Source organism: Cryobacterium sp. M91 (assembly GCF_002929615.1).
Taxonomy (GTDB): domain Bacteria; phylum Actinomycetota; class Actinomycetes; order Actinomycetales; family Microbacteriaceae; genus Cryobacterium; species Cryobacterium levicorallinum.
The window spans coordinates 83,884-105,511 of record NZ_PJJT01000081.1; the positions used below are offsets into that span (position 1 = coordinate 83,884).

The window sequence follows — 21,628 nt, forward strand, 5'->3', positions numbered from 1 at the left end:
TAATGAAAACAACTCGGCTCCTTGCCGCCACAGCCGTAGCATCAGTCGCGATCCTGGCCTTAGCCGGATGCGTGCAGAGCAGCGCCGCAACATCGCTGGACACCGATGGGTCGGCCGATCAGGCCCTCACGGTACTCATCAGTGGCGGTGAAAACATCCAGGCGCTGTGGGAAGACCACCTCATTCCCGCCTTCGAAGAGGAGAACCCCGGTTACACCGTCGCGGTCAACCTCGATCTGCACGGCGAGCACGATGCCCAGACGATGGCCAAGCTGACGAGTGCCACGGAGCAGGAAAAGGACCCGGGCTTCGACCTCGTTGACGGCGGATTCGTGCCCATGGCCGCCGAGGCCGGACTGCTGACGCCGATGACCGCGGACGAAATCTCCGCTTTCAATGACATTCCGGGTGACGTCGTCGAGGCCGGTGGTGTCGGCGGGATCGCCTACCGCGGCTCCGTCGTTCTGCTGGCATACGACACCGCCACCATCCCGACACCGCCGAAAACCCTCGACGAGCTGCTGGCATGGATTGAGGCGAACCCGGGCGAATTCACCTACAACTCCCCGAAGTCCGGCGGATCCGGCTCGGCCTTCGTCGCGACGGTCCTCGACAAGTACGTCTCTGAGGATGCCCGCGCAAAAATGACCGTCGGCTACGAGAAGGAACTGGAAAGCGAGTGGACCGAAGGGTTCGAAACACTCCGCAGCCTGAACCCGTACATCTACCAGAATGGTTTCTACCCCAACGGCAACCAGCAGACGCTGGACCTGCTGGCGAGCGGTGAAATCTCGATGGCGCCGGTCTGGTCCGACATGTTCATCTCCGGCAAGAAGAACGGCGCGATTGGCGAGTCCGTGAACTACACGCAGATCGCCGACCCGTCCTTCACCGGAAGCGCAGCCTACCTCGGCGTTCCGGCTGCCAGCCCCCGCCAGGAGGGTGCGCTCAAGCTCGCCAACTTCGTCCTGACCCCCGACGCTCAGGAAATGATCGTGAACGAGATCGCCGGCTTCCCGGCAATCAGCCTCGACCTGCTTTCGGCCGACATCCAGAACGAGTTCGAGGATGCCGATACCGGCAACCTGCGCAAGGGCTACTTCTCTCAGATGGGCAGTGACTTGAGCAACCTGTGGGATCAGGAAGTTCCGGGACAGTGACTCTCGCCCCGACCAGGGGCTCAAAGCGACGCGCCATAGCCACCCCGGCTGTGGCGCGTCGCCCGTTGGGCTTCTTCCTTGCCCTTCCCCCGATCATTTTGATTCTGCTGTTCGTGGGATTCCCGATCGTCCTGGCATTTGCGTTCAGCATCGGCCTGACCGGTGGCCTGAACCACGTGATCGCCTCGAGCGGCCTGAACGTGCACGAAGCCGAGAACTGGTGGGGAACACCGGCGGCCTATATCGAGGTGCTCTCGAACTCCCGCATCCTGCGCGACCTCTCGGTCACCGTCGGCGTGACAGCGCTCAGCACGGTCATCGTCATTTTTCTGGCTCTGGGCATCGGGCTGTTCCTCAAGCTCCGTGACGGACGGATGGCCCGGCTGCTGTCCGGTCTGGCGATCATCCCGCTGTTCATCCCGGTGGTCATCGCCTCCTGGGCAATCGTCACGTTCTACTCCGGTGACGGCTTCGTGCGCAGCGTCTTTGCGCAGTTCGGTGTCGAGGCACCGGTGTGGGCCTTCACCATGGTCGCCGTGGTGATCGGATCTGTGTGGACCTCGCTGCCGTTCGCGGTACTCATGATCACCTCCGGCCTGCAGGCCATTCCCAACGCCATGATCGAAGCGGCGCGGGACGCCGGTGCCGGGTTTCTGCGCATTGTCGTATACATTCTCATTCCCATGGCCTTCGTACCGATCCTGATCGCGGTCACGTTCACCGCGATCGGCGTGGTCGGCTCCTTCACGGTGCCGTACTTCACCGGGCCCAATGCGCCCAACATGCTCGGCGTGAGCATGTCCAACTATTTCTCGGCCTTCAACCAGCCGCAGCAATCCGTCGTGATGGCCTTCATCGTCTTTGTGATCGCATCCGGTATCGCTGCAGCGTATGTCTGGGCCAACTTTCGATCAGCAAAGGATCAGGGGAAAGTCTGATGACGATGGTCACCAAGCGCGCGCGCCAGGACGCAGCGCGGCTCAACTTCAGCGGTCCGCTCAGCGGGCTCTTTTTCGTCCTCATGGTCGTTTTCATTCTCGGCCCGCTGGCCGGGCTGGGCATTCGAGCATTTGCCGAATCCTGGACCTTCCCCAACCTCGGCCCGGACGGCTGGACCCTGCGCTGGTGGAGCGTGGTGCTCGGCGACGAAACGCTCGGCCGTGCGGTGCAGAATTCGCTCGCGCTCGCCGCGTTGACCGTGCTGGTGTCGGCCTGCATCTGTCTGCCGGCCGCGTATGCTTTCGCGCGCTACGAATTCTGGGGTCGGCGAACCTTTCTGATCGGGCTGTTCGCCCTCAACGCCTTCCCGAAAATGGGTCTGTACGTCACCATCGCCTCGCTGTTTTACGCGTTCAACCTAATGAGCACCGTGCTGGGCGTGTTGATAGTGCACGTTTTGGGAACCGTAGTGTTCATGACCTGGATTCCCGCTGCGGCCTTCGCCGCGGTGCCACGCAGTCTCGAGGAAGCCGCGCGCGACGCCGGGGCCTCGAAACTGCGAGTGTTCCTCAGCGTGACCTTTCCCCTGGCCCTGCCCGGAATTTTGGTGGCCGCGGTGATGTCGTTTCTGGCGTCGTTCGACGAGGCGCAGGGGACCTATCTCATTGGCGCACCCGACATTATGACCATGCCAACGCAGATGTACACCCTAGTGCTCAACTACCCGAATCAGGTGGCGGCTGTGTTCTCCATTCTGCTGGCCATCCCCTCGGTCGCCCTGCTGCTGGCGGCGCACAAGCACATCGTCGGCGGCACGCTCGCCGAGGGATTCCAAATCAAATAGCTCCGCTCCGGCAATCGCAAGAAGTGTAGAGAAGACCATGACTTTGATCGAAGAAATACATTCCACGACACCCACACACCGTGAAACGGATGCCGGCGGCTCGCGCGGTCTGCGCGTGCGCGGCCTCCACAAGGTGCTCGGCGGTCGCACCATCATCGACAATCTCGACCTGACCGTGCAGGACGGGGAGCTGGTCTCCCTGCTTGGCCCCTCCGGCTGTGGAAAAACCACGACCCTGCGCATGATCGCCGGATTCCTCGCGCCCGACGCCGGCTCGATCCAGGTGCACGACCGCGAGGTGTCCGCCCTCGGTGCCGAGAAACGGCCCAGTGCCATGGTGTTTCAGAACTATGCGCTGTGGCCGCACATGACGGTCGTGAAGAACGTTGGCTTCCCCCTCAAACTGCGTCGACTCGGCAAAAAAGAGATCGAGCAGCGAGTGGATGCTGCCCTCGCGCTGGTCAACCTGCTGCACCACAAAAACTCACGTCCGGCCCGCATCTCCGGGGGTGAGCAGCAGCGCGTTGCCCTGGCGCGCGCCCTGGTGCAGGAGCCGGAGCTGCTGTTGCTGGACGAACCGCTCAGCAACCTGGACGCGAAGCTGCGGGTGAAAGTGCGTGAGGACATCCGTGAAATTCAGCAGCGCCTGGGCATCACGACGCTGATCGTGACGCACGACCAGGAGGAGGCGATGTCGATGTCCGATCGAATCGCCGTGATGAACGCCGGAAAGATTGAGCAGTTCAGCCGCCCGGCCGAGCTGTATTCCCGGCCGGAAACCGAATTCGTCGCCACCTTTATCGGCAGCCTGAACCGGATCGAAGGTTCGCTGGTGAACGGCGCCATCGTGCCCGGTGACGACGTCATCGGCATTCGCCCGGAAGACGTGGTGTTCACCCTGCACGCATCATTCGATGCACGCCCGGCCGTCGTCGAGCGCGTCGTGCCCCACGGGCATTTTCACGAAATCTACCTGAAGCGCGATGACGCCACTCTTCGCGCCTTCGCCTCCGGGCTGCCACCGGCGCCCGGCGATCGCGGTCACGCCGCCATCCAGAAAGCGCTTACCTTTCGGCAGGGCCGGCTCGTCACGACCGCCGGGGTGGCGGCATGAGCGCGCCCAGCGCGGCCGCCCAGCGGGTCGCCGCCGTCACCGCTCACCGCGGGGATTCCCAGAATTTTCGGGAGAATACCCTCGCAGCGATTCGATCGGCGATTGCGGCGGGAGCGGACTACGTCGAGGTCGACGTTCGGGTCACCCGTGACGGTCAGGTGGTGTTGCTGCACGATGCGAGCCTCCTTCGGTTGTGGGGCTTCGACGCCGCCATCGCGGACCTGACCTACGCGCAGGTCGCCCTGTTGGGCGGCGACGATCTTCGTGTCCCGTTGTTGCGAGACGCGCTGAAGCTGTTCGAAGATTCCCCCGCCCTGCTGCTTATCGACATGGACGAGGAAGCGCCGGCCGCGCCGGCTTTTGACGTAGTGCGAGAAAGCGGCCTGGACGTCGCGTGGTGTGGAAGTTTGGCCGGGATGCGGCGCATCCGTTCTCTGGATGCTGCGGCTAGCATCTGGCTGCCGTGGCACCGGCGCGAGGCGCCACCGCTCGAGTTGATCGATGAGCTCCGGCCGGATTTTGTGAACGCGGAGTATGTCGTGCTCAGCCGAAAGCTCGTGGACGACATTCATGCCCTGGGCTTGCGGGTCGCCTGCTGGACGGTCGATAGCGCCGCGATCATGCGGTGGGTGCTCGCGCTGGGCGTGGATTCCGTGACCTCCAATCGGTTGGCTCTGCTCGCCGAGACCGTGCGCGAGGCCGTCGGGCCTGAGCCGGCGGCTTTCTCTGCGGTTTCGGCGTTCTCGGCGGACGAGCTGCGCGAGGCCAGTGCGATTGCCCGGGAACTCGCGATCTGGGCGCAGCAATATAGCCGATCCGCCGACAAGGGAACAATTTCGACCAAGGCGAACCCCGGCGACCTCGTGACCGAGGTGGACGTTGCCGTCGAGGCACATGTTCGCGCGCGGATTGCTGCCAAATTTCCCGGCCACAACTTCGTCGGCGAAGAGATGGGCGGCGAGGCGCAGGCCGGCGTGCCGTGCTGGTACCTCGACCCGGTCGACGGCACGACAAACTACGCCAACCTGATTCCGTGGACGTCGTTTTCACTCGCCCTGGCGGTGGATCACGTTCCCTACGTCGCCGTCGTGTCCGAACCCTGGCGCGGCGACCTGTTCGAAGCGGTGGCCGGGCAGGGCGCCCGGCTCAATGGCGCTGCCCTGGCGCTGCCCCGAGCCGGCGAGGGACCGCTGTCGCTGGCCGGACGGGTCGTACACACGGAACTCGCCGGGCACCTGCCGTGGCCGGGCATGATCGAACTCCTGACCGCGCTGGGCGAGCGGTTCAGCATCATGCGGGTGATGGGCTCAGCCACGCTGACCGTCGTGGGAATCGCCGCCGGACGGGGAGCCGCCTCGGTGATCGGCCAGTTCAGCGCCGTCGACCATCTGGCCGGCACCCTGATCGTGCAGGAGGCCGGTGGCGTCGTGCTTGACGAAGACGGGATTCCGAACGCGTTTCCTCGGCGCGGCGGCATCGTGGTGGCCGCCCCCGAGGCCGCGACGGAAGTGTATGGCCTGTGGCGCGCCGCCGTGCGCGCGAGCTGATGCCCGCACTCGACGCACTCGACGGCCTCGACCGGCAGACGCCCTGGCACCTGGTCGACCGGTTACCGCTCGACTTTGCCACCTTCCACCCGCAGGGGCTGGCCTTCGCCGCGGGACTCACCTTTCTGTCTTCGGTGGAGATTCAGGCCGAAACCCGTGGAGTGGGTCACGTGTTCATCATCGACGAGCGCGGAGCGCTGCAGCGGGATGTGATCGTGGGCGACGGCGAGATGTACCACCCGGGCGGCATCGACTTCGACGGCAGTTCGGTATGGGTGTCGGTGGCGCAATACCGCCCGGGCGGCCAGAGCATGATTATGACGATCGACCCGGCGTCCGGCGAGGTTCGGGAGCGCTTTCGGGTCGCCGACCACGTGAGCTGGGTCGTCTGCGACCGGGTGAATGGCCTCGTGCACGGCGCCAGCTGGGGCTCACGGTTCTTCTACACCTGGACTGTTGCTGGGGCGTTGGTCGCGTATTGGCCGAATCCGAGCGGGTTCATCGACTACCAGGACTGCCGCTTTCTCGGTGAGGGTCTCATCGCCGCGAGCGGAATCGCGGTGCTGAGCGGGGCATCCGGAGCCTTTGAGCTGGGCGGGTTGGCACTCATCGATACCGCACAGCGCACGATCGCTCGGGAATTTCCGATCGGCCTTTACTCGACGGCCGGGCGCACGGTCACTCGAAACCCGTTCTCGATCTCGCTCGACTCGGGCTGCGTGACGATGCGGGTGGCCCCCGACGACGACGACGAAGGCAACGGCACCGAAATTCTGACCTATTGCGCCACCCCCTGACGCCATCGTGCACGGGGCCCGGACCCGGAACGTGGGCCCAGTTCATAGGCTGGGCCCCGGTTCACAGGGTGGGCCCGGCGCCTGTCACGCACCGGGGAGGGCTACGAACGGTCGGCGAGCATCCCGGTCATCAGATCGATTTCGGACTCCTGGCTCAGCACGACCGAGGTCGCAAACGACTGCACGGTCGCGTTGGTGCTGCGGTCCAGCACCGCCTCGGCCATCTCGATCGCACCCCGGTGGTGAGCGATCATGATGGCGAGAAACTGGCGTTCAGCTTCGACCCCGGAGGCCGCGGTGAGCGCGGCAATTTCGGCGGCGGTCGCGAGCCCGGGCATCGGCTCCCCGGCGACGTGCACGGCGTCGGAACCGGCCGTGTGCGGTCCGTCGTGGGTCTCGCCGGAGAGGCCGGGTCGGGTCATCCAGGTCATCGACGGCTCCGGGGCGAATTGCGGCAGCCCCCACACGGCGAGCCAGCCCGACATCTGCCCGCTCTGCTTGGCCTGCGTCGTGGCGATGTCGTAGGCGAGCAGCCGCACCGGTTCATCATCGGTCCGATCGCGGATGATCAGGGCGAGTTCGACCCCCTGGTTGTGGTGCTCCTGCATATCCCGCGCGAAGCCGGCCTCGGCGCTCGTCGTCTCGGGCGTCGCGTCGACGATCGTGCTCAATCTCCCGATTGAGAAGGCCACGGCTCCGACTACGAGCGCCGTCACCAGAACGGATGCCGCGATCGCACGAATCAGGGTGCGGCGCGGTCGCGACGGTGGGGCATCCGCTGGTCGCGCAGGCATTATGGGCTGCACGCTGTCCCGCGCTCTAGGAAACCTTGCCGGGGGCGTCGATTGCGCCCGAGCAGGAGGCGCCGTCTTCGGGCACGTTCGTGCTCTTCCAGAATTCGGTGAAGAATTCACCGATGCGCGCGTCGTCTGCGCTGTCGATCTGCAGCTGGGCATTCCAACCGCTCAGCACGATCGGTGCGGGAATTCCCTCGAAGGGCGACAACACGACGTAGCTGGAGGGCAGCGCCGTCTTGAGCAGGTCGAGCTCGGCGTCAGCGATCGCCGGGTCATAGGTAACCCAGATTGCGCCGTGCTCGAGGGAGTGCACCGCGTTCTCGCTCGGAACCGCCTGATCGTACACGCCGCAATTGAGCCAGGCCCGGGCGTGTTCGCCACCGGCGGGCGGCGTCTGCTCGTAGGTCACCGCCGTTTCGACGTGTCCGGCCGTGTTAGTGAAGGTCTCCACGCCGTCGATCGTCGACGCATCGCCGGCGCCGCCGCCCGCGTAGTTCGCCGCTTTCGGGGCGAGCGCAAAAGTGGCCACCAGGAGGGCGATGATAGCGACCGCGGCGACCGACCCACCAATGATGCCGATCCGTCGGTTGCGCTTGCTGCGCTTCTGCTGGCGGTGATATTCCTCCAGCTTCTTCGCGCGCTTCGCAGCACGCTCTTCCTTGATCGACGCTTTATTGACTGGGGATCCGGGCTGGGGGGTCACGACGGCCTCTCTGTGGGAACTACTTCCAATCGAACGTACCAGTCGCCCCTGCAGCTTCCCTCTGATCTCGCTCTCACAGACATTTCTCAGGCTGGTCGCCAGGTCTCGCCGCCCGTTAGAGTGGATGCGTGCCCGTTCACTCGTCGTGTTGCTGCTGTCGCTAGCCGACCCTCCACGAACGCGCCCGGCCACCGCCCGGAACGCGCCGCGCCGGTGCAACCCGAGGCCGCGCCTGCCCACTCGCGTGCGGCTCGACAGAAGGAATTCCCATGAAAATCGCTAACACCATTCTCGACCTCATCGGTGACACGCCGCTGGTCAAACTCCACAAGGTCACCGCGGGATTGACCGCGACGGTGCTGGTGAAGCTGGAATATCTCAACCCGGGCGGCTCGGCGAAGGACCGCATCGCGGTGCGCATTATCGACGCCGCCGAGCGCGATGGATTCTTGAAACCCGGCGGTACGATCGTCGAACCCACCTCCGGCAACACCGGGGTGGGCCTGGCCCTGGTGGCGCAGCAGCGCGGCTACAAGTGCGTGTTCGTATTGCCGGACAAGGTCGGCGAGGACAAACGCAACGTCCTCACGGCATACGGCGCCGAGATCGTGGTGACGCCGACATCCGTTTCACCGGAGGACCCCGAATCGTATTACAGCGTCTCGGACCGGCTGGCCAGGGACATTCCGGGTGCTTTCAAGCCCAACCAATACTTCAACCCGAACGGCCCGCTCAGTCACTACGAGACCACCGGCCCCGAGATCTGGCGCGACACCGACGGCACGGTCACGCACTTCGTCGCCGGAGTCGGCACCGGCGGCACCATCACCGGAACCGGCCGCTACCTACGGGAGGTGTCAAACGACGCCGTGCGCATCATCGGAGCGGACCCTGAAGGTTCGGTCTACTCCGGCGGCACCGGCCGGCCCTACCTGGTCGAGGGTGTTGGTGAGGACTTTTGGCCGGGCGCCTACGATCCCGCCGTCGTGCACGAGGTCATCGCCGTCTCCGACGCCGACTCCTTCGCGATGACCCGGCGGCTCGCGCTCGAAGAGGGAATTTTGGTCGGCGGCTCGAGCGGAATGGCCGTCGTTGCCGCCCTGCGTGCAGCCGAAAAGCTCGGACCCGACGACACCATCGTGGTCCTGCTGCCCGACGGCGGTCGCGGTTATCTCGGCAAGATCTTCAACGATAAGTGGATGCGCAGCTACGGTTTCAGCGCAGCCCCCGCCGGTCACACGGTCGCCAATTTGCTCGAATCGAAGACCGGGCGACTGCCGGCTCTGGTCTATGTGCACCCGAGCGACACCGTGCGTGACGCCATCGAAACCATGACCAGCCAGGGTGTGTCGCAGCTGCTCGTGCTGAGCGCCAAGCCGCCCGTCGTCATGGGGGAGGTGCTTGGCTCGGTCGATGAGCGAGCTCTGATGGACCGGGTCTTCTCCGGCGACGCGCAGCTCACCGACCGGATCGGGGCGATCGTGGGCGTGCCGCTGCCGCTGATCGGCGTCAACGAGCCCGTCGCTGCCGCCCGCGCCGCCTTCGCCACTCACGACGCGCTGCTCGTGACCGACGGCGGCAAACCACTCGGCGTCATCACCCGGCACGACCTGCTCAGCTACCTGAGCGTCTAATCATTTCTACACAGGGAGCACCCATGGCTAACAAGTTCGACACGATCGCCATCCACGCCGGTCAGGAATTCGACCCGACGACCGGCGCCGTCATTCCGCCGATCTACCAGACTTCCACCTACGTGCAGGAGAGCATCGGCAACCTGCGCGGCGGTTACGAGTACAGCCGCGGCGGCAACCCCACCCGCACCGTGCTCGAATCCCTGCTCGCCGCGTTGGAAGGCGGCAAGCACGGCCTGTCGTTCGCGAGTGGTCTAGCCGCGGAAGACGCCATTTTGCGTGCCATCCTCAAGCCGGGCGACCACGTGGTGCTCGGCAACGACGTCTACGGAGGAACCCACCGGCTCATCAACCAGGTGCACGGAGCCTGGGGCGTGCTCAACACGACCGTTGAGATGAGCGACCTTGCGGCGGTTGAGGCGGCCATCCGCCCCGAAACCAAAATCCTCTGGGTGGAGACGCCGAGCAACCCACTGATGAAGATCAGCGACATCGCGGCACTGTCCGAGATCGCGCACCGGCATGGTGTCATCGCGATCGTCGACAACACGTTTGCGTCGCCGGCCCTGCAGCATCCGCTTGCCTTCGGCGCTGACGTCGTCGTACACTCGACCACGAAATATCTTGGCGGCCACTCTGATGTGCTCGGCGGCGCGCTCATCATCAACGATGACGAGCTGCACGAGAAGGCCAAGTTTCTGCAGTTCGCGGCCGGGCCGGTGTCGGCCCCGCTCGACTCCTGGTTGACCGTCCGCGGCATCAAGACGCTCTCGGTGCGCATGGAACGGCACTGCAAGAATGCTCAGGCCATCGCCGATTTTCTCGACGGCCACCCAGCCATCGAGCAGGTCTACTACCCGGGGCTGCCCGGCCATCCGGGGCACGAGCTGGCCAAGAAGCAGATGTCCGGCTTCGGCGGCATGATCTCCATCGCGTGCGCCGGTGGCGCCGCGGCCGCACGCCAGTTCGCCGAGTCGATGCACCTGTTCCAGTTGGCCGAATCGCTTGGCGGCGTGGAGTCGCTCGTGAACTACCCCTCGGAAATGACGCACGCCTCGGTGCGCGGGACCGAGCTCGAGGTGCCCGACAATATCATTCGCCTCTCGGTCGGAATCGAAGACGTCGAGGACCTCATCGCCGACCTGAAGGGTGCGCTGCCCGGGGCCTGATCTGGACCGACGCGTTTGTTGCGGGCCCAGGTTAGGAAAGCGGGCCCATGATCGATCATGGGCCCGCTTTCCGGGCCCGGGCCCGGAAAGACTTGCGGGGTATCGCGCGTGCGGGCCCAGCGTATGAACGTGGGCCCAGTTTCTAAGCTGGGCCCCGTCCGATGCAGAGAGTAGGGTCAGGGCTTGTGGGAGAAAGCGGAGGCCCGGTGCACCTGATCGGGAGTTGGGCGGATGCCGGTGTAGAGAAAGAACTGCTCCTCGGCCTGCAGCGCGACGACCTCGGCTCCCGTGATGACCGGCTTGCCGAGCGCTTGGGCCGCCAGAATGAGCGGAGTTTCGGCGGGGGTGGCTACAACGTCGAAGACCAGGCGTGCCCCCGCTATCGTTTCGGGCAGAAATGACGTTTCAGCGGATGCCGCGCCTCCGGTCATACCTACCGGCGTGACGTTGACGATGAGGTCGGCGGTGAGCGGGCCGACTTCCGGTGCCCAGTCGTAACCGTAGAGTGCGGCCAGCGCCCGGCCGGTGCCCTCGTTGCGTGCCACGATCGTGCCCTGGGCGAACCCGGCATCGTGCAGGGCCGCTGCGACGGCCTTGGCCATGCCGCCGCTGCCGCGCAGAATGACCGAATAGTTCCGCGGCACGGCGTGCTCGGCGAGCAGACGCTGCACTGCGGAATAGTCGGTGTTGTACGCCGTGAGGTGCCCCGCGTTGTTGACGATCGTGTTGACCGAGTCGATGGCCGACGCCGAGGCATCCATTTCATCGATGAGAGCGATGACGTCTTCTTTGTAGGGCATCGACACGGCGCAACCGCGGATGCCTAATCCGCGCACGCCGGCGATCGCATTCGCCAGATCTACCGGGGCGAAGGCCTTGTAAATGTAGTTCAGGCCGAATTCTTCGTAGAGATAGTTGTGAAACCGGGTGCCCAGGTTGCTCGGGCGGGCCGCGAGTGAGATGCACAGGGTCATGTCTTTGTTGAGAATGGGCATAACTCCAGTGTGCCGTGCTTTGCGACACGAGCCGGGCCGGGCGAATGTGACAGTCACATTGTGACCGTCACAATGTGACCGTTACAACGTGACTGTCACATCGCGGTCTGTGCCTGCATAATGTAACCGCGGGCCAATTTGTGACCGTGCACATGACTTCGGGGGTGACCGTGTCGGACGACCCAACGAAAGAGCGTGCGCCGAGCATCCGCGACGTCGCGCGCCTCGCCGGGGTCTCCCACCAGACCGTATCGCGCGTGCTCAACAATCACGCCAGCATCCGCGATTCCACCAAAGCCCGGGTGCTCGCGGTCATCGAAGAACTGCAATACCGGCCCAATCGGGCCGCCCGCGCACTCTCGCGCGGACGATCCCGCACGATCGGTGTGCTGTCCGCGTCGAGCGCCGAATACGGCCCGGCGAGCAGCATCGCCGCGATCCAGGACGCGGCGCGGGACGCCGGATACTTTGTGAACACGGCGAACCTCAATCGTGGGGAGCCCGGGTCCATCGCGGCGGCCGTCGACCACCTGATGTCCCAATCCGTGGAGGGGATCGTGGTGATCGCACCGCAGGTGCAGGTGTTCAATGCCCTCAAGCTACTGTCGATCGATGTGCCGTTCGTGACGCTGCAGTCCTCCGGGAACGTGGACGCCAACGCCCTCACCGTGGACCAGATCGCCGGTGCACGACTGGCCACTCGGCACCTCATCGACCTCGGACACCGTGACATCTATCATCTCGCCGGGCCGCAGGACTGGATCGAGGCCGAGGCTCGCATGCACGGCTTCCTGGAGGAGATGGGGGCCAGGGAAGTTCCGACCACGGCGCCGATCCTCGGCGACTGGACTGCGCAATTCGGCTATCACGCCGGGCGCGAGCTGCTGCACGTGCGGGACTTCACTGCAATCTTCTCGTCCAACGACCAGATGGCCCTTGGCCTCATGCACGCGATCCGGGAAGCCGGGCTCGAGGTACCCCGCGACGTGAGCATCGTGGGCTTCGACGACATCCCGGAGGCGGCTCACTTTTGGCCACCGCTCACGACGGTGCGCCAGGACTTCGCCGAGCTCGGCCGGCGCTGCGTCGCGCTGCTGCTGGCCAACATCGCGGGCACCACTGCGGAAAACCAGGGCGCCATCATGCCGGAGCTCATCGTTCGCGGCTCGACCGCGCGCCCGGCATTCTGAGGTTCGGCCTGCGGGTCGATCGATCCTTTGTAGCGATTTCGATCGGCGGTATGCGCGATTTCGAGCGTTATTCAAACGAGACAAAGTCGCTGTTGACACAGTGTGTCCCAATGCCGCTAACATAAACACACAGCAATGTGACCGATCACATTCGGTCGGAACATGCAGATCGAGTCAAGCGATTGCCCTGTCACCACACCCGAACCACTCGCGGTATCGTCCGCGCTCAGACCTGACATAGGAGTCGATTCCGTGAGTACAACCGATGCGATCTCCTGTACCGAGTCCCTGACCTCGGTCGACGGCGGGACGCGCGCGTTGAGCGTGGCCAATCCGAGTCGGGCCGTTATGGTGCGCGCTGCCGGCGGCCGTCCGGCCGCGGCCACGGACCGCGCCAGGCTGGTGTTCGCATGAGCACCTACGGCCCCCAGATCGAGGTCGCGATCGCCCGCGTTCGCGCTGAAATCACCCGCCTGCACGCGGAGCTGTTTCGCAACGGGCTCGTGGTCTGGACCGGCGGCAATGTCTCTGGCCGGGTGCCGGGCGCCGACCTGTTCGTTATCAAGCCCAGCGGGGTCGACTATGCCGACCTGGCGCCGGAGAACATGATTCTCTGTGACCTCGACGCAAATGTCATCCCCGGCACGCCGGGCGCCGACCGCTCGCCGTCGAGTGACACCGCAGCACACGCCTACGTCTACCGGAACATGCCTGATGTCGGCGGTGTTGTGCACACGCACTCCACCTACGCCACGGCCTGGGCCGCCCGCAATGAAGCCATCCCGTGCGTTATCACGGCCATGGCCGACGAATTCGGCGGCCCGATCCCGGTCGGACCTTTCGCCATTATCGGCGACGATTCGATCGGCCGCGGCATCGTGGAGACTCTCACCGGCCACCGTTCTCGTGCCGTCTTGATGGCGAACCACGGGCCCTTCACGATCGGCAAGGACGCTCGCGATGCTGTGAAGGCCGCGGTCATGGTGGAGGACGTTGCCCGCACGGTTCAGCTTGCCCGCGTGGGCGGTGAACTCGTCCCGATCCCACAGGAATCTATCGATTCCCTGTTCGCCCGCTACCAGAATGTCTACGGACAAGCACCGCAGGGGGCGTTGCAGTGATGGCAGCCGACCGCACCACCGTAACGTCGTCTGCCGGCGGCACCGAGGTGCTCCACGATTTCGCCGAGATCGCTCGCACCGAGCTTCTCGTGATCGATAAAACCACCACCCTGCGCGATTTCACCCGCGAAGTGCGTTGGAATCAGGCCTACTACCGACTGGCACAAGGCCTGTACCTGCTCCACAATCCTGCAATTTCACATCAATGACGATAAACAGAATGAAAGGTAACACAGTGAAAAAGAACGTATTCTTCGCAGTCGTGGCCGCGGGTGCCCTCGCGGTATCGATGGCAGCCTGCTCATCCGGCGCCACATCCACCGGCACCGACGGAGGTGGCGACAAGGGACTGATCGGCGTTGCCATGCCGACCAAGAGCTCCGAGCGTTGGATCGCCGACGGTAACGCCGTCAAGAGCCAGCTCGAGGAACAGGGCTTCACCGTCGACCTCCAGTACGCCGAGGACGATATCCCCATGCAGGTCTCGCAGATTGAGAACATGATCACCAAGGGTGCCGAAGCCCTGATCGTGGCCTCGATCGACGGCACGACGCTCACGAGCGTGTTGCAGGACGCCGCTGACGCGGACATTCCCGTCATCGCATATGACCGACTCATCCGCGATACCGAAAACGTCGACTACTACGCCTCCTTCGACAACTTCAAGGTCGGACAGCAGCAGGCCTGGTCGGTCCTGAACGGACTCGGACTTGCCGAACTCGACGGAACGCCCATCGAGGGCGCGCCTGCCGGTCCGTTCAACCTTGAGCTCTTCGCCGGTTCGCTCGATGACAACAACGCGTTCTTCTTCTTCAACGGTGCAATGGATGCCTTCCAGCCGCTGATCGACGACGGCGTCCTCGTGGTCAAGAGCAACCAGACCGACATTGAGCAGGTCGCTACCCTCCGCTGGGCCGGAGAAGAAGCACAGGCTCGCATGGAGGACCTCCTCACCGCGCAGTACTCGGACGGCACCGTGGTCAACGCCATCCTGTCGCCATACGACGGCATCTCTCGTGGCATCATCTCTGCCCTCGAGGGCTCTGGCTACTCCGTCGGCGACGGCTGGCCCATCATCTCCGGCCAGGACGCCGAGATCGACTCGGTCAAGGCGATCAACTCGGGTGAGCAGTACGGCACCATCTTCAAGGACACGCGCGAGCTCGCATCCGTCGCCGTGAACATGGCCGTCGCCCTGCTGAATGGCGAGACCCCCGAGACCAACAACTCGGAGGACTACGACAACGGTGTGAAGACCGTTCCGTCGTTCCTGCTCGACTCGACGATCGTGGTCAAGGACAACATCCCGGCCGTGCTGATTGATTCGGGCTACTGGACAGAAGCAGAAATCAACGGCTAGGTTTCGCTGCCCCTGTTTAGCCCGTGCCCAACGGTCGGTGGGGTAGTTTTACCCCACCGGCCGTTGTGCCCCCCACATTTTTACCGGTCGCCGAAATCGCCCGGGTTCTGACCATGCAATAGAGGAATAAAGAAGGTGCTCACGTGACTACGAACATCCTTGAGATGCGCGGCATCACCAAGACGTTTCCCGGAGTAAAGGCGCTCTCTGACGTGACACTCGACGTCAGTCGCGGGGAGGTCCACGCCATCTGCGGCGAGAACGGTGCCGGAAAGTCAACCCTGATGAAGGTGCTCAGCGGCGTCTACCCGCACGGCACCTACACCGGCGACATCGTCTTCGAAGACGAAATCGTTGAGTTCAAGAGCATCAGCGATTCCGAGGCCAAGGGAATCGTGATCATTCACCAGGAGCTCGCGCTCAGTCCGTACCTCTCTATTGCCGAGAACATCTTTCTGAACAACGAACAGCGTGGCGCCTTCGGTCTCATTGACTGGAACAAGACCAACTCTGAGGCTGCCAAGCTTCTTGCCCGGGTGGGGCTGCGCGAAAATCCAACGACGCGGATCATGGACATCGGCGTCGGCAAGCAGCAGCTCGTCGAGATTGCTAAGGCGCTCTCGAAACGGGTGAAATTGCTGATCCTGGATGAGCCAACGGCGGCCCTCAACGATGACGACTCCGACCATTTGCTCGATCTCATCCTGCACCTCAAGGGTCAGGGCATCACGTCGATCATCATCAGCCACAAGCTCAACGAGATCAAGAAAGTCTCCGACGCGGTCACGATCATCCGTGACGGCCGGGCCATTGAAACCATCGCCAAGCTCGACGTCACCGAAGAACGCATCATCAAAGACATGGTCGGTCGTGACCTCGAGCACCGCTACCCGGATCACACTCCCGACATTGGGGAAGAGATCCTTCGGGTTGAGGACTGGACCGCTTTTCACCCGCAAGACGTGACGCGCATGATCGTTGACCACGTCAACCTCAGCGTACGTGCCGGTGAGATTGTGGGAATCGCCGGCCTCATGGGGGCTGGCCGCACGGAATTCGCAATGAGCCTGTTTGGGCGTTCCTACGGGAGCCGCATCACCGGCAAGGTATTCAAGCACGGCACTGAGATCAAGACCCGCACCGTGACCGAAGCCATCGACAACGGCATCGCCTACGCCACTGAGGACCGCAAGACCTACGGCCTGAACCTGATCGAAGACATTAAGCGCAACGTCTCTATGGCGGCGCTGCATCGGCTGGTACGCAAGGGCCTCGTGAATGACAACGAGGAGTATCAGGTCGCCAACGAATACCGCGCGAGCATGAATATCAAGGCTCCGAACGTGCTCGTCAAGACCGGCAAACTTTCTGGTGGCAACCAGCAGAAGGTGGTGCTGTCGAAGTGGATCTATTCCAACCCCGACGTTTTGATTCTTGACGAGCCCACCCGCGGGATCGACGTGGGGGCCAAATACGAAATTTACACAATCATCAACAAACTTGCCGCGGCCGGTAAGGGCGTTATTGTCATCTCTTCGGAGCTGCCGGAACTGCTCGGCATTTGCGATCGCATTTATACCCTGGCTGAGGGTGCCATCACCGGGGAATTCCCGATTGAGACCGCCACGCCGGAGACCCTCATTAAGCACATGACCATGGAAAAGGCCCGCTAGCGCCGGCGCTAGCGGAAAAGGAGAACCCCAATGAGTGATCAAGAGACCACGCCGGCCACGGGAGGCCTGGTCAACCCGAGTGAGAACAAAGCCACGTCTTGGCTGAGTCACGTTTTGGCCGACCTGGGCAAGAACGGTATTTTCATTGCCCTCGTTCTGGTGGTGGTGCTGTTTGCGGTTCTGACCGACGGCATTCTTTTACGCCCGCAAAATATCTCCAACTTGATCGTGCAGAACGGCTACATTCTCGTTCTCGCCATTGGAATGGTGATGGTGATCGTTGCGGGCCACATCGACCTGTCGGTGGGATCGGTGGCCGCTTTCGTCGGCGCATGTTCCGGTGTCTTCGCCGTGCAGTGGGGCCTGCCGTGGTGGCTGGCCATCATTATGTCGCTCGGCATCGGCGCTCTTGTTGGCGTGTGGCAGGGCTTCTGGATTGCCTATGTGGGAATCCCGGCGTTCATCGTGACCCTGGCGGGCATGCTCATCTTTCGCGGCCTGGCGCTCGTTGTGCTCGGAAATACGAACATCGGCTCCTTCCCGGCCGAGTACCGTGCGCTCGGCAACGGCTTTCTCACCGACGTGTTCGGCGAGTTCGACCTCGACCCGCTCACCCTCGGAGTCGGACTGATCGCCGTGATTGCTCTGATTGTGCAGCAGGTGCGCACGCGCCTGGGACGGTCCAAGTACGGCCAAGAGGTCGAGCCCCTGGTGTGGTTCGTGACCAAGCTCATCCTGATCACCGCGGCAGTTGGCTTCTTCGCCTACGCGCTCGCGAGCTATAAGGGCATCCCGGTCACCCTGATCGTGCTCGCCGTGCTCGTGCTCATCTATGGTGTTGTGATGAACCGGACGGTGTTCGGCCGCCACATCTACGCGATCGGCGGCAACCGCCACGCAGCCGAACTCTCCGGCATCAAGAACCGCAAGGTCGACTTCTACCTGTTCGTGAACATGGGTATTCTCGCCGCCCTGGCGGGCCTCATCTTCACCGCCAGGCTTAATCTCGCCGGCCCGAAGGCCGGTGATGGCTTCGAACTCGAGGCCATTTCGGCAGCGTTCATCGGTGGTGCGGCCGTGCAGGGTGGCATCGGTACGGTCGGCGGCGCCATCATTGGCGGTCTGATCATTGGTGTGCTCAACAACGGTATGTCGATTCTCGGCATTGGCATCGAGTGGCAGCAGGCAGTCAAAGGCCTCGTGCTGCTTCTCGCTGTGGCTTTTGACGTGTACAACAAGCGCCGGTCGGGCGGTCACTGACCGTTCTTGCGTTAGCACTACCCACCCGAAGGCCGGAATGCGTGAGCGTTCCGGCCTTTTGTGTGCCGTGCGCGCTCGGTGTGGGGACCGGCCGCGACACGCCGTCGGACATTCCACAGGCAAAATATAGTCAGGGCAAGGCCCTGTGGATAACTGTCCGGGGTTCCGCGGAATTCGGGCGGTCTGGGGCCGGTCGGCGGTGTGCGGCTTGTGGAATGTCGGTGGATAACTACATAAATGTAATTACCGTATGTAGTGGCTCTGTTCTTCTTTGATCACTAGATGTAGTATTGAGACTCTAGCCAGGCAGTATTGCAAGGCGAAAACTTGCTCACTTTACACTGCGATTTCCGACGAATTCCGGCTCGAAGTCGAAGTTTTTTATAGAACATACTTGCGAAGTATCACGAGCAGAATTAGACTGAATCAGCCAAGAAGAGAGGCCATAATCATGGCAATCACCGTTTACACGAAGCCCTCCTGCGTGCAGTGCACGGCCACTTACCGTGCCCTCGACAACAAGGGCATCGAGTACGAGGTGCGCGATCTCTCGGTCGACGAGAACGCTCTCGACGCGGTCAAGGCCCTTGGTTACCTGCAGGCGCCCGTCGTCATTACCGACGAAGAGCACTGGAGCGGCTTTCGCCCGGACAAGATCAACGCGCTCGCCGCTCGCCTCGCGTAGTTCAGATCGCACCCTCGCGCCAACACCCACAAACTCAGGATTGACTCGCACGGATGACTGACATGGTGTACTTTTCCAGCACCTCGGGCAACACCCATCGGTTTGTCGAAAAACTGGGCCGGTCGGCCGCACGCATTCCGCTCCACGCCCGCGACGAGCCGCTCGTCGTCCAGGCTCCGTTCGTGCTGTGCGTGCCCACCTATGGTGGGGGCCGTGACGGCGGGGCTGTCCCCAAGCAGGTCATCAAGTTTTTGAACAACGAGACCAACCGGTCCTTGATTCGCGGCGTCATCGGCGCCGGCAACATGAATTTCGGTACGGCCTATTGCCTGGCCGGCGACATCATCGCCGCCAAGTGCAAGGTGCCGCACCTGTATCGCTTTGAAGTATTTGGAACACCGGATGATGTACGCATCGTTCACGACGGATTGGAAGAATTTTGGAAACAACAGCCGTGAAAGTCACACCAGTGGATGCGCCGAGCATGGATTACCACTCGCTCAACGCCATGCTCAACCTGTACGGGCCGAACGGGGAGATCCAGTTCGACAAGGACCAGGAAGCCGCACGCGAGTTCTTTCTGCAGCACGTCAACCAGAACACGGTGTTCTTCCACTCGCTGCGCGAGCGCCTCGACTACCTGGTCGAGAAGGAATACTACGAGCAGGCCGTGCTCGACCAGTACTCGTTCGAGTTCATCACGAGCCTGAACGACCTCGCCTACTCCAAGAAGTTCCGCTTCCAGAGCTTCCTCGGCGCATTCAAGTACTACACCTCGTACACGCTGAAGACTTTCGACGGCAAGCGTTATCTCGAGCGTTTCGAAGACCGCGTCGTCATGACGGCGCTGGGTCTCGCATCCGGTGATGAGAAGCTTGCCGTCGAACTGGTCGAAGAAATCATCGCCGGCCGTTTTCAGCCCGCGACGCCGACCTTTTTGAACTCGGGCAAGGCCCAGCGCGGCGAGCTCGTCTCCTGCTTCCTGCTGCGAATCGAAGACAACATGGAGTCGATCAGCCGCGGCATCAACTCCTCGCTGCAGCTGTCAAAGCGCGGCGGCGGCGTGGCGCTGCTACTCAGCAATATCCGTGAGGCCGGCGCCCCGATCAAGCAGATCGAGAACCAGTCCAGCGGCATCATTCCCGTGATGAAGCTGCTCGAAGACTCCTTCAGCTACGCCAACCAGCTCGGTGCCCGGCAGGGAGCCGGAGCCGTCTACCTGCAGGCGCACCACCCCGACATCATGCGTTTTCTCGACACCAAGCGGGAGAACGCCGACGAGAAGATTCGCATCAAGACGCTCTCGCTCGGTGTCGTCATTCCTGACATCACCTTTGAGCTCGCCAAGAATGACGAGTGGATGTACCTCTTCTCGCCCTACGACGTGGAAAAGGTCTACGGCGTGCCCTTCGCCGATATCTCGGTGACCGAGAAATACCACGAGATGGTCGACAACCCCCGCATCAAGAAGTCGAAGATGAAGGCGCGCGAGTTCTTCCAGACCCTCGCCGAGATTCAGTTCGAGTCCGGCTACCCGTACATCATGTTTGAAGACACGGTGAACAAGGCCAACCCGATCGACGGTCGCATCAACATGTCGAACCTCTGCTCCGAGATTCTGCAGGTGAACACCCCGACCACGTACAACGAGGACCTCTCGTACAACGAGATCGGCAAGGACATCTCCTGCAACCTCGGGTCGATGAACATCGCCCTGGCGATGGACTCCGGCAACCTCGGGCGCACCGTCAACGCCGCCATTCGTGGCCTGAACGCGGTGTCCGAGCAGAGCCACATCAGCTCGGTTCGCTCCATCGAAGACGGTAACGACCGTTCGCACGCCATCGGCCTCGGCCAGATGAACCTGCACGGCTACCTCGCCCGTGAGCGCATCTACTACGGCAGTGAAGAGAGCATCGACTTCACCAACATCTACTTCTACACGGTGTTGTTCCACGCGCTGCGCGCCTCGAACGCCCTCGCCATCGAGCGCGGTCGCACCTTCGAGGGCTTCGAAAACAGCACCTATGCCTCCGGTGCGTTCTTCGACAAGTACACCGACCAGGTCTGGGAGCCGACGACTGACCGCGGCGCCGAGCTGTTCACCCAGGCCGGAGTGTCGATTCCGACGCAGGCGGACTGGGCCGAGCTGAAGGCATCCGTTGTCGAGCACGGTATTTACAACCAGAACCTGCAGGCCGTGCCGCCGACCGGATCGATCTCGTACATCAACAACTCGACCGCGTCGATTCACCCGATCGCGGCCAAGATCGAGATTCGCAAGGAAGGCAAGCTGGGCCGCGTCTACTACCCGGCGCCGTTCATGACGAACGACAACCTGGAGTTCTACCAAGACGCCTATGAGATCGGCTACGAGAAGGTCATCGATGTCTACGCCGCGGCGACCCAGCACGTTGACCAGGGCCTCTCGCTGACGCTGTTCTTCAAGGACACCGCGACGACCCGCGACATCAACCGCGCGCAGATCTACGCATGGAAAAAGGGCATCAAGACGATCTACTACATCCGTCTGCGCCAGATGGCCCTCGAAGGCACGGAAATTGAGGGTTGCGTCTCGTGCGCGCTTTAATCTGGCGCATCGAATGATGGATTAAATTCGCTGGTCGAGCTTGCCCCGAC

At 62.9% G+C, this 21,628-nt stretch carries 20 protein-coding genes and 1 pseudogene; 18 read left to right on the forward strand and 3 right to left on the reverse strand.

Going from position 1 to position 21,628, the window contains the following annotated elements; all coding sequences use genetic code 11:
- Positions 1–2: 2 nt before the first annotated feature.
- From CXY80_RS08000 to CXY80_RS08025, 6 genes are read left to right on the forward strand one after another with little or no spacing between them, the layout of a single operon-like run.
- On the forward strand, positions 3–1,160 hold the full coding sequence (locus CXY80_RS08000) for an extracellular solute-binding protein (RefSeq protein ID WP_104132170.1): 1,158 nt from the start codon (positions 3–5) through the stop codon (positions 1,158–1,160).
- A gap of 50 nt (positions 1,161–1,210) precedes the next feature.
- The gene (locus CXY80_RS08005) at positions 1,211–2,098 is read left to right on the forward strand and encodes an ABC transporter permease (protein WP_233195140.1); all 888 of its coding nucleotides are present in this window, start codon (positions 1,211–1,213) and stop codon (positions 2,096–2,098) included.
- Complete coding sequence (locus CXY80_RS08010) at positions 2,098–2,943, forward strand: ABC transporter permease (RefSeq protein ID WP_233195141.1); 846 nt, start codon at positions 2,098–2,100, stop codon at positions 2,941–2,943. The genes CXY80_RS08005 and CXY80_RS08010 overlap by 1 nt, the downstream gene beginning before the upstream one ends.
- A gap of 37 nt (positions 2,944–2,980) precedes the next feature.
- Positions 2,981–4,057 carry an ABC transporter ATP-binding protein gene (locus CXY80_RS08015; protein ID WP_104132172.1) on the forward strand — a complete coding sequence of 359 codons (1,077 nt, stop codon included), beginning with the start codon at positions 2,981–2,983 and terminating at the stop codon, positions 4,055–4,057.
- A complete protein-coding gene (locus CXY80_RS08020; protein ID WP_104132173.1) occupies positions 4,054–5,604 on the forward strand; it encodes an inositol monophosphatase family protein in 1,551 nt (516 codons plus the stop codon). The genes CXY80_RS08015 and CXY80_RS08020 overlap by 4 nt, the downstream gene beginning before the upstream one ends.
- On the forward strand, positions 5,577–6,401 hold the full coding sequence (locus tag CXY80_RS08025) for a DUF6454 family protein (RefSeq protein WP_104132174.1): 825 nt from the start codon (positions 5,577–5,579) through the stop codon (positions 6,399–6,401). The genes CXY80_RS08020 and CXY80_RS08025 overlap by 28 nt, the downstream gene beginning before the upstream one ends.
- A 101-nt stretch (positions 6,402–6,502) precedes the next feature.
- Here the strand turns inward: CXY80_RS08025 and CXY80_RS08030 are convergent, their stop codons facing one another.
- Both CXY80_RS08030 and CXY80_RS08035 read right to left on the reverse strand, forming a co-directional pair.
- Positions 6,503–7,195, reverse strand: coding sequence for a DUF305 domain-containing protein (locus CXY80_RS08030; protein WP_104132175.1), 693 nt, complete (start codon positions 7,193–7,195; stop codon positions 6,503–6,505).
- Positions 7,196–7,220: 25 nt separating this feature from the next.
- The gene (locus CXY80_RS08035) at positions 7,221–7,901 is read right to left on the reverse strand and encodes a DUF3105 domain-containing protein (RefSeq protein ID WP_104132176.1); all 681 of its coding nucleotides are present in this window, start codon (positions 7,899–7,901) and stop codon (positions 7,221–7,223) included.
- Positions 7,902–8,170: 269 nt separating this feature from the next.
- On the opposite strand from CXY80_RS08035, the gene CXY80_RS08040 reads away from it, so the two are divergent.
- Positions 8,171–9,535: a cystathionine beta-synthase gene (locus tag CXY80_RS08040; protein ID WP_092448345.1), complete on the forward strand. Its 1,365-nt coding sequence runs from the start codon at positions 8,171–8,173 to the stop codon at positions 9,533–9,535.
- Between the two features lie 23 nt (positions 9,536–9,558).
- On the forward strand, positions 9,559–10,704 hold the full coding sequence (locus CXY80_RS08045) for a cystathionine gamma-synthase (RefSeq protein WP_104132177.1): 1,146 nt from the start codon (positions 9,559–9,561) through the stop codon (positions 10,702–10,704).
- 176 nt (positions 10,705–10,880) lie between these two features.
- Here CXY80_RS08045 and CXY80_RS08050 read toward each other — a convergent pair whose 3' ends face one another.
- Entirely contained in the window at positions 10,881–11,699 is an 819-nt protein-coding gene (locus tag CXY80_RS08050; RefSeq protein WP_104132178.1) for a shikimate 5-dehydrogenase, read from the reverse strand.
- 152 nt (positions 11,700–11,851) lie between these two features.
- On the opposite strand from CXY80_RS08050, the gene CXY80_RS08055 reads away from it, so the two are divergent.
- The 10 genes and pseudogenes from CXY80_RS08055 to nrdE all read left to right on the forward strand — a co-directional run bounded on the left by CXY80_RS08055 (position 11,852) and on the right by nrdE (position 21,578).
- Entirely contained in the window at positions 11,852–12,889 is a 1,038-nt protein-coding gene (locus CXY80_RS08055) for a LacI family DNA-binding transcriptional regulator (RefSeq protein WP_199182238.1), read from the forward strand.
- Positions 12,890–13,141: 252 nt separating this feature from the next.
- Positions 13,142–13,303 (forward strand): hypothetical protein, encoded by a 162-nt coding sequence (locus CXY80_RS19440; RefSeq protein ID WP_158251609.1) that lies wholly within the window; start codon positions 13,142–13,144, stop codon positions 13,301–13,303.
- Entirely contained in the window at positions 13,300–14,010 is a 711-nt protein-coding gene (locus CXY80_RS08060) for an L-ribulose-5-phosphate 4-epimerase (protein ID WP_092448342.1), read from the forward strand. Before CXY80_RS19440 ends, CXY80_RS08060 begins: the two co-directional genes overlap by 4 nt.
- Positions 13,959–14,219, forward strand: a pseudogene (locus CXY80_RS08065) (hypothetical protein); the annotation flags it as partial. The gene CXY80_RS08060 and the pseudogene CXY80_RS08065, both read left to right, overlap by 52 nt.
- 80 nt (positions 14,220–14,299) lie before the next feature.
- Positions 14,300–15,370: a multiple monosaccharide ABC transporter substrate-binding protein gene (gene chvE, locus CXY80_RS08070; protein WP_369828661.1), complete on the forward strand. Its 1,071-nt coding sequence runs from the start codon at positions 14,300–14,302 to the stop codon at positions 15,368–15,370.
- Positions 15,371–15,513: 143 nt separating this feature from the next.
- Complete coding sequence (gene mmsA, locus CXY80_RS08075) at positions 15,514–17,043, forward strand: multiple monosaccharide ABC transporter ATP-binding protein (RefSeq protein WP_092448340.1); 1,530 nt, start codon at positions 15,514–15,516, stop codon at positions 17,041–17,043.
- A gap of 30 nt (positions 17,044–17,073) precedes the next feature.
- Positions 17,074–18,303 (forward strand): multiple monosaccharide ABC transporter permease, encoded by a 1,230-nt coding sequence (gene mmsB / locus CXY80_RS08080; RefSeq protein ID WP_092448339.1) that lies wholly within the window; start codon positions 17,074–17,076, stop codon positions 18,301–18,303.
- Positions 18,304–18,754: 451 nt separating this feature from the next.
- A complete protein-coding gene (gene nrdH, locus CXY80_RS08085) occupies positions 18,755–18,988 on the forward strand; it encodes a glutaredoxin-like protein NrdH (protein WP_092448338.1) in 234 nt (77 codons plus the stop codon).
- 53 nt (positions 18,989–19,041) lie between these two features.
- Positions 19,042–19,446: a class Ib ribonucleoside-diphosphate reductase assembly flavoprotein NrdI gene (gene nrdI, locus CXY80_RS08090; protein ID WP_092448337.1), complete on the forward strand. Its 405-nt coding sequence runs from the start codon at positions 19,042–19,044 to the stop codon at positions 19,444–19,446.
- Between the two features lie 26 nt (positions 19,447–19,472).
- Positions 19,473–21,578, forward strand: a complete 2,106-nt coding sequence (gene nrdE, locus CXY80_RS08095) for a class 1b ribonucleoside-diphosphate reductase subunit alpha (RefSeq protein ID WP_104132195.1) — start codon at positions 19,473–19,475, stop codon at positions 21,576–21,578.
- The last annotated feature ends 50 nt before the right edge of the window (positions 21,579–21,628 follow it).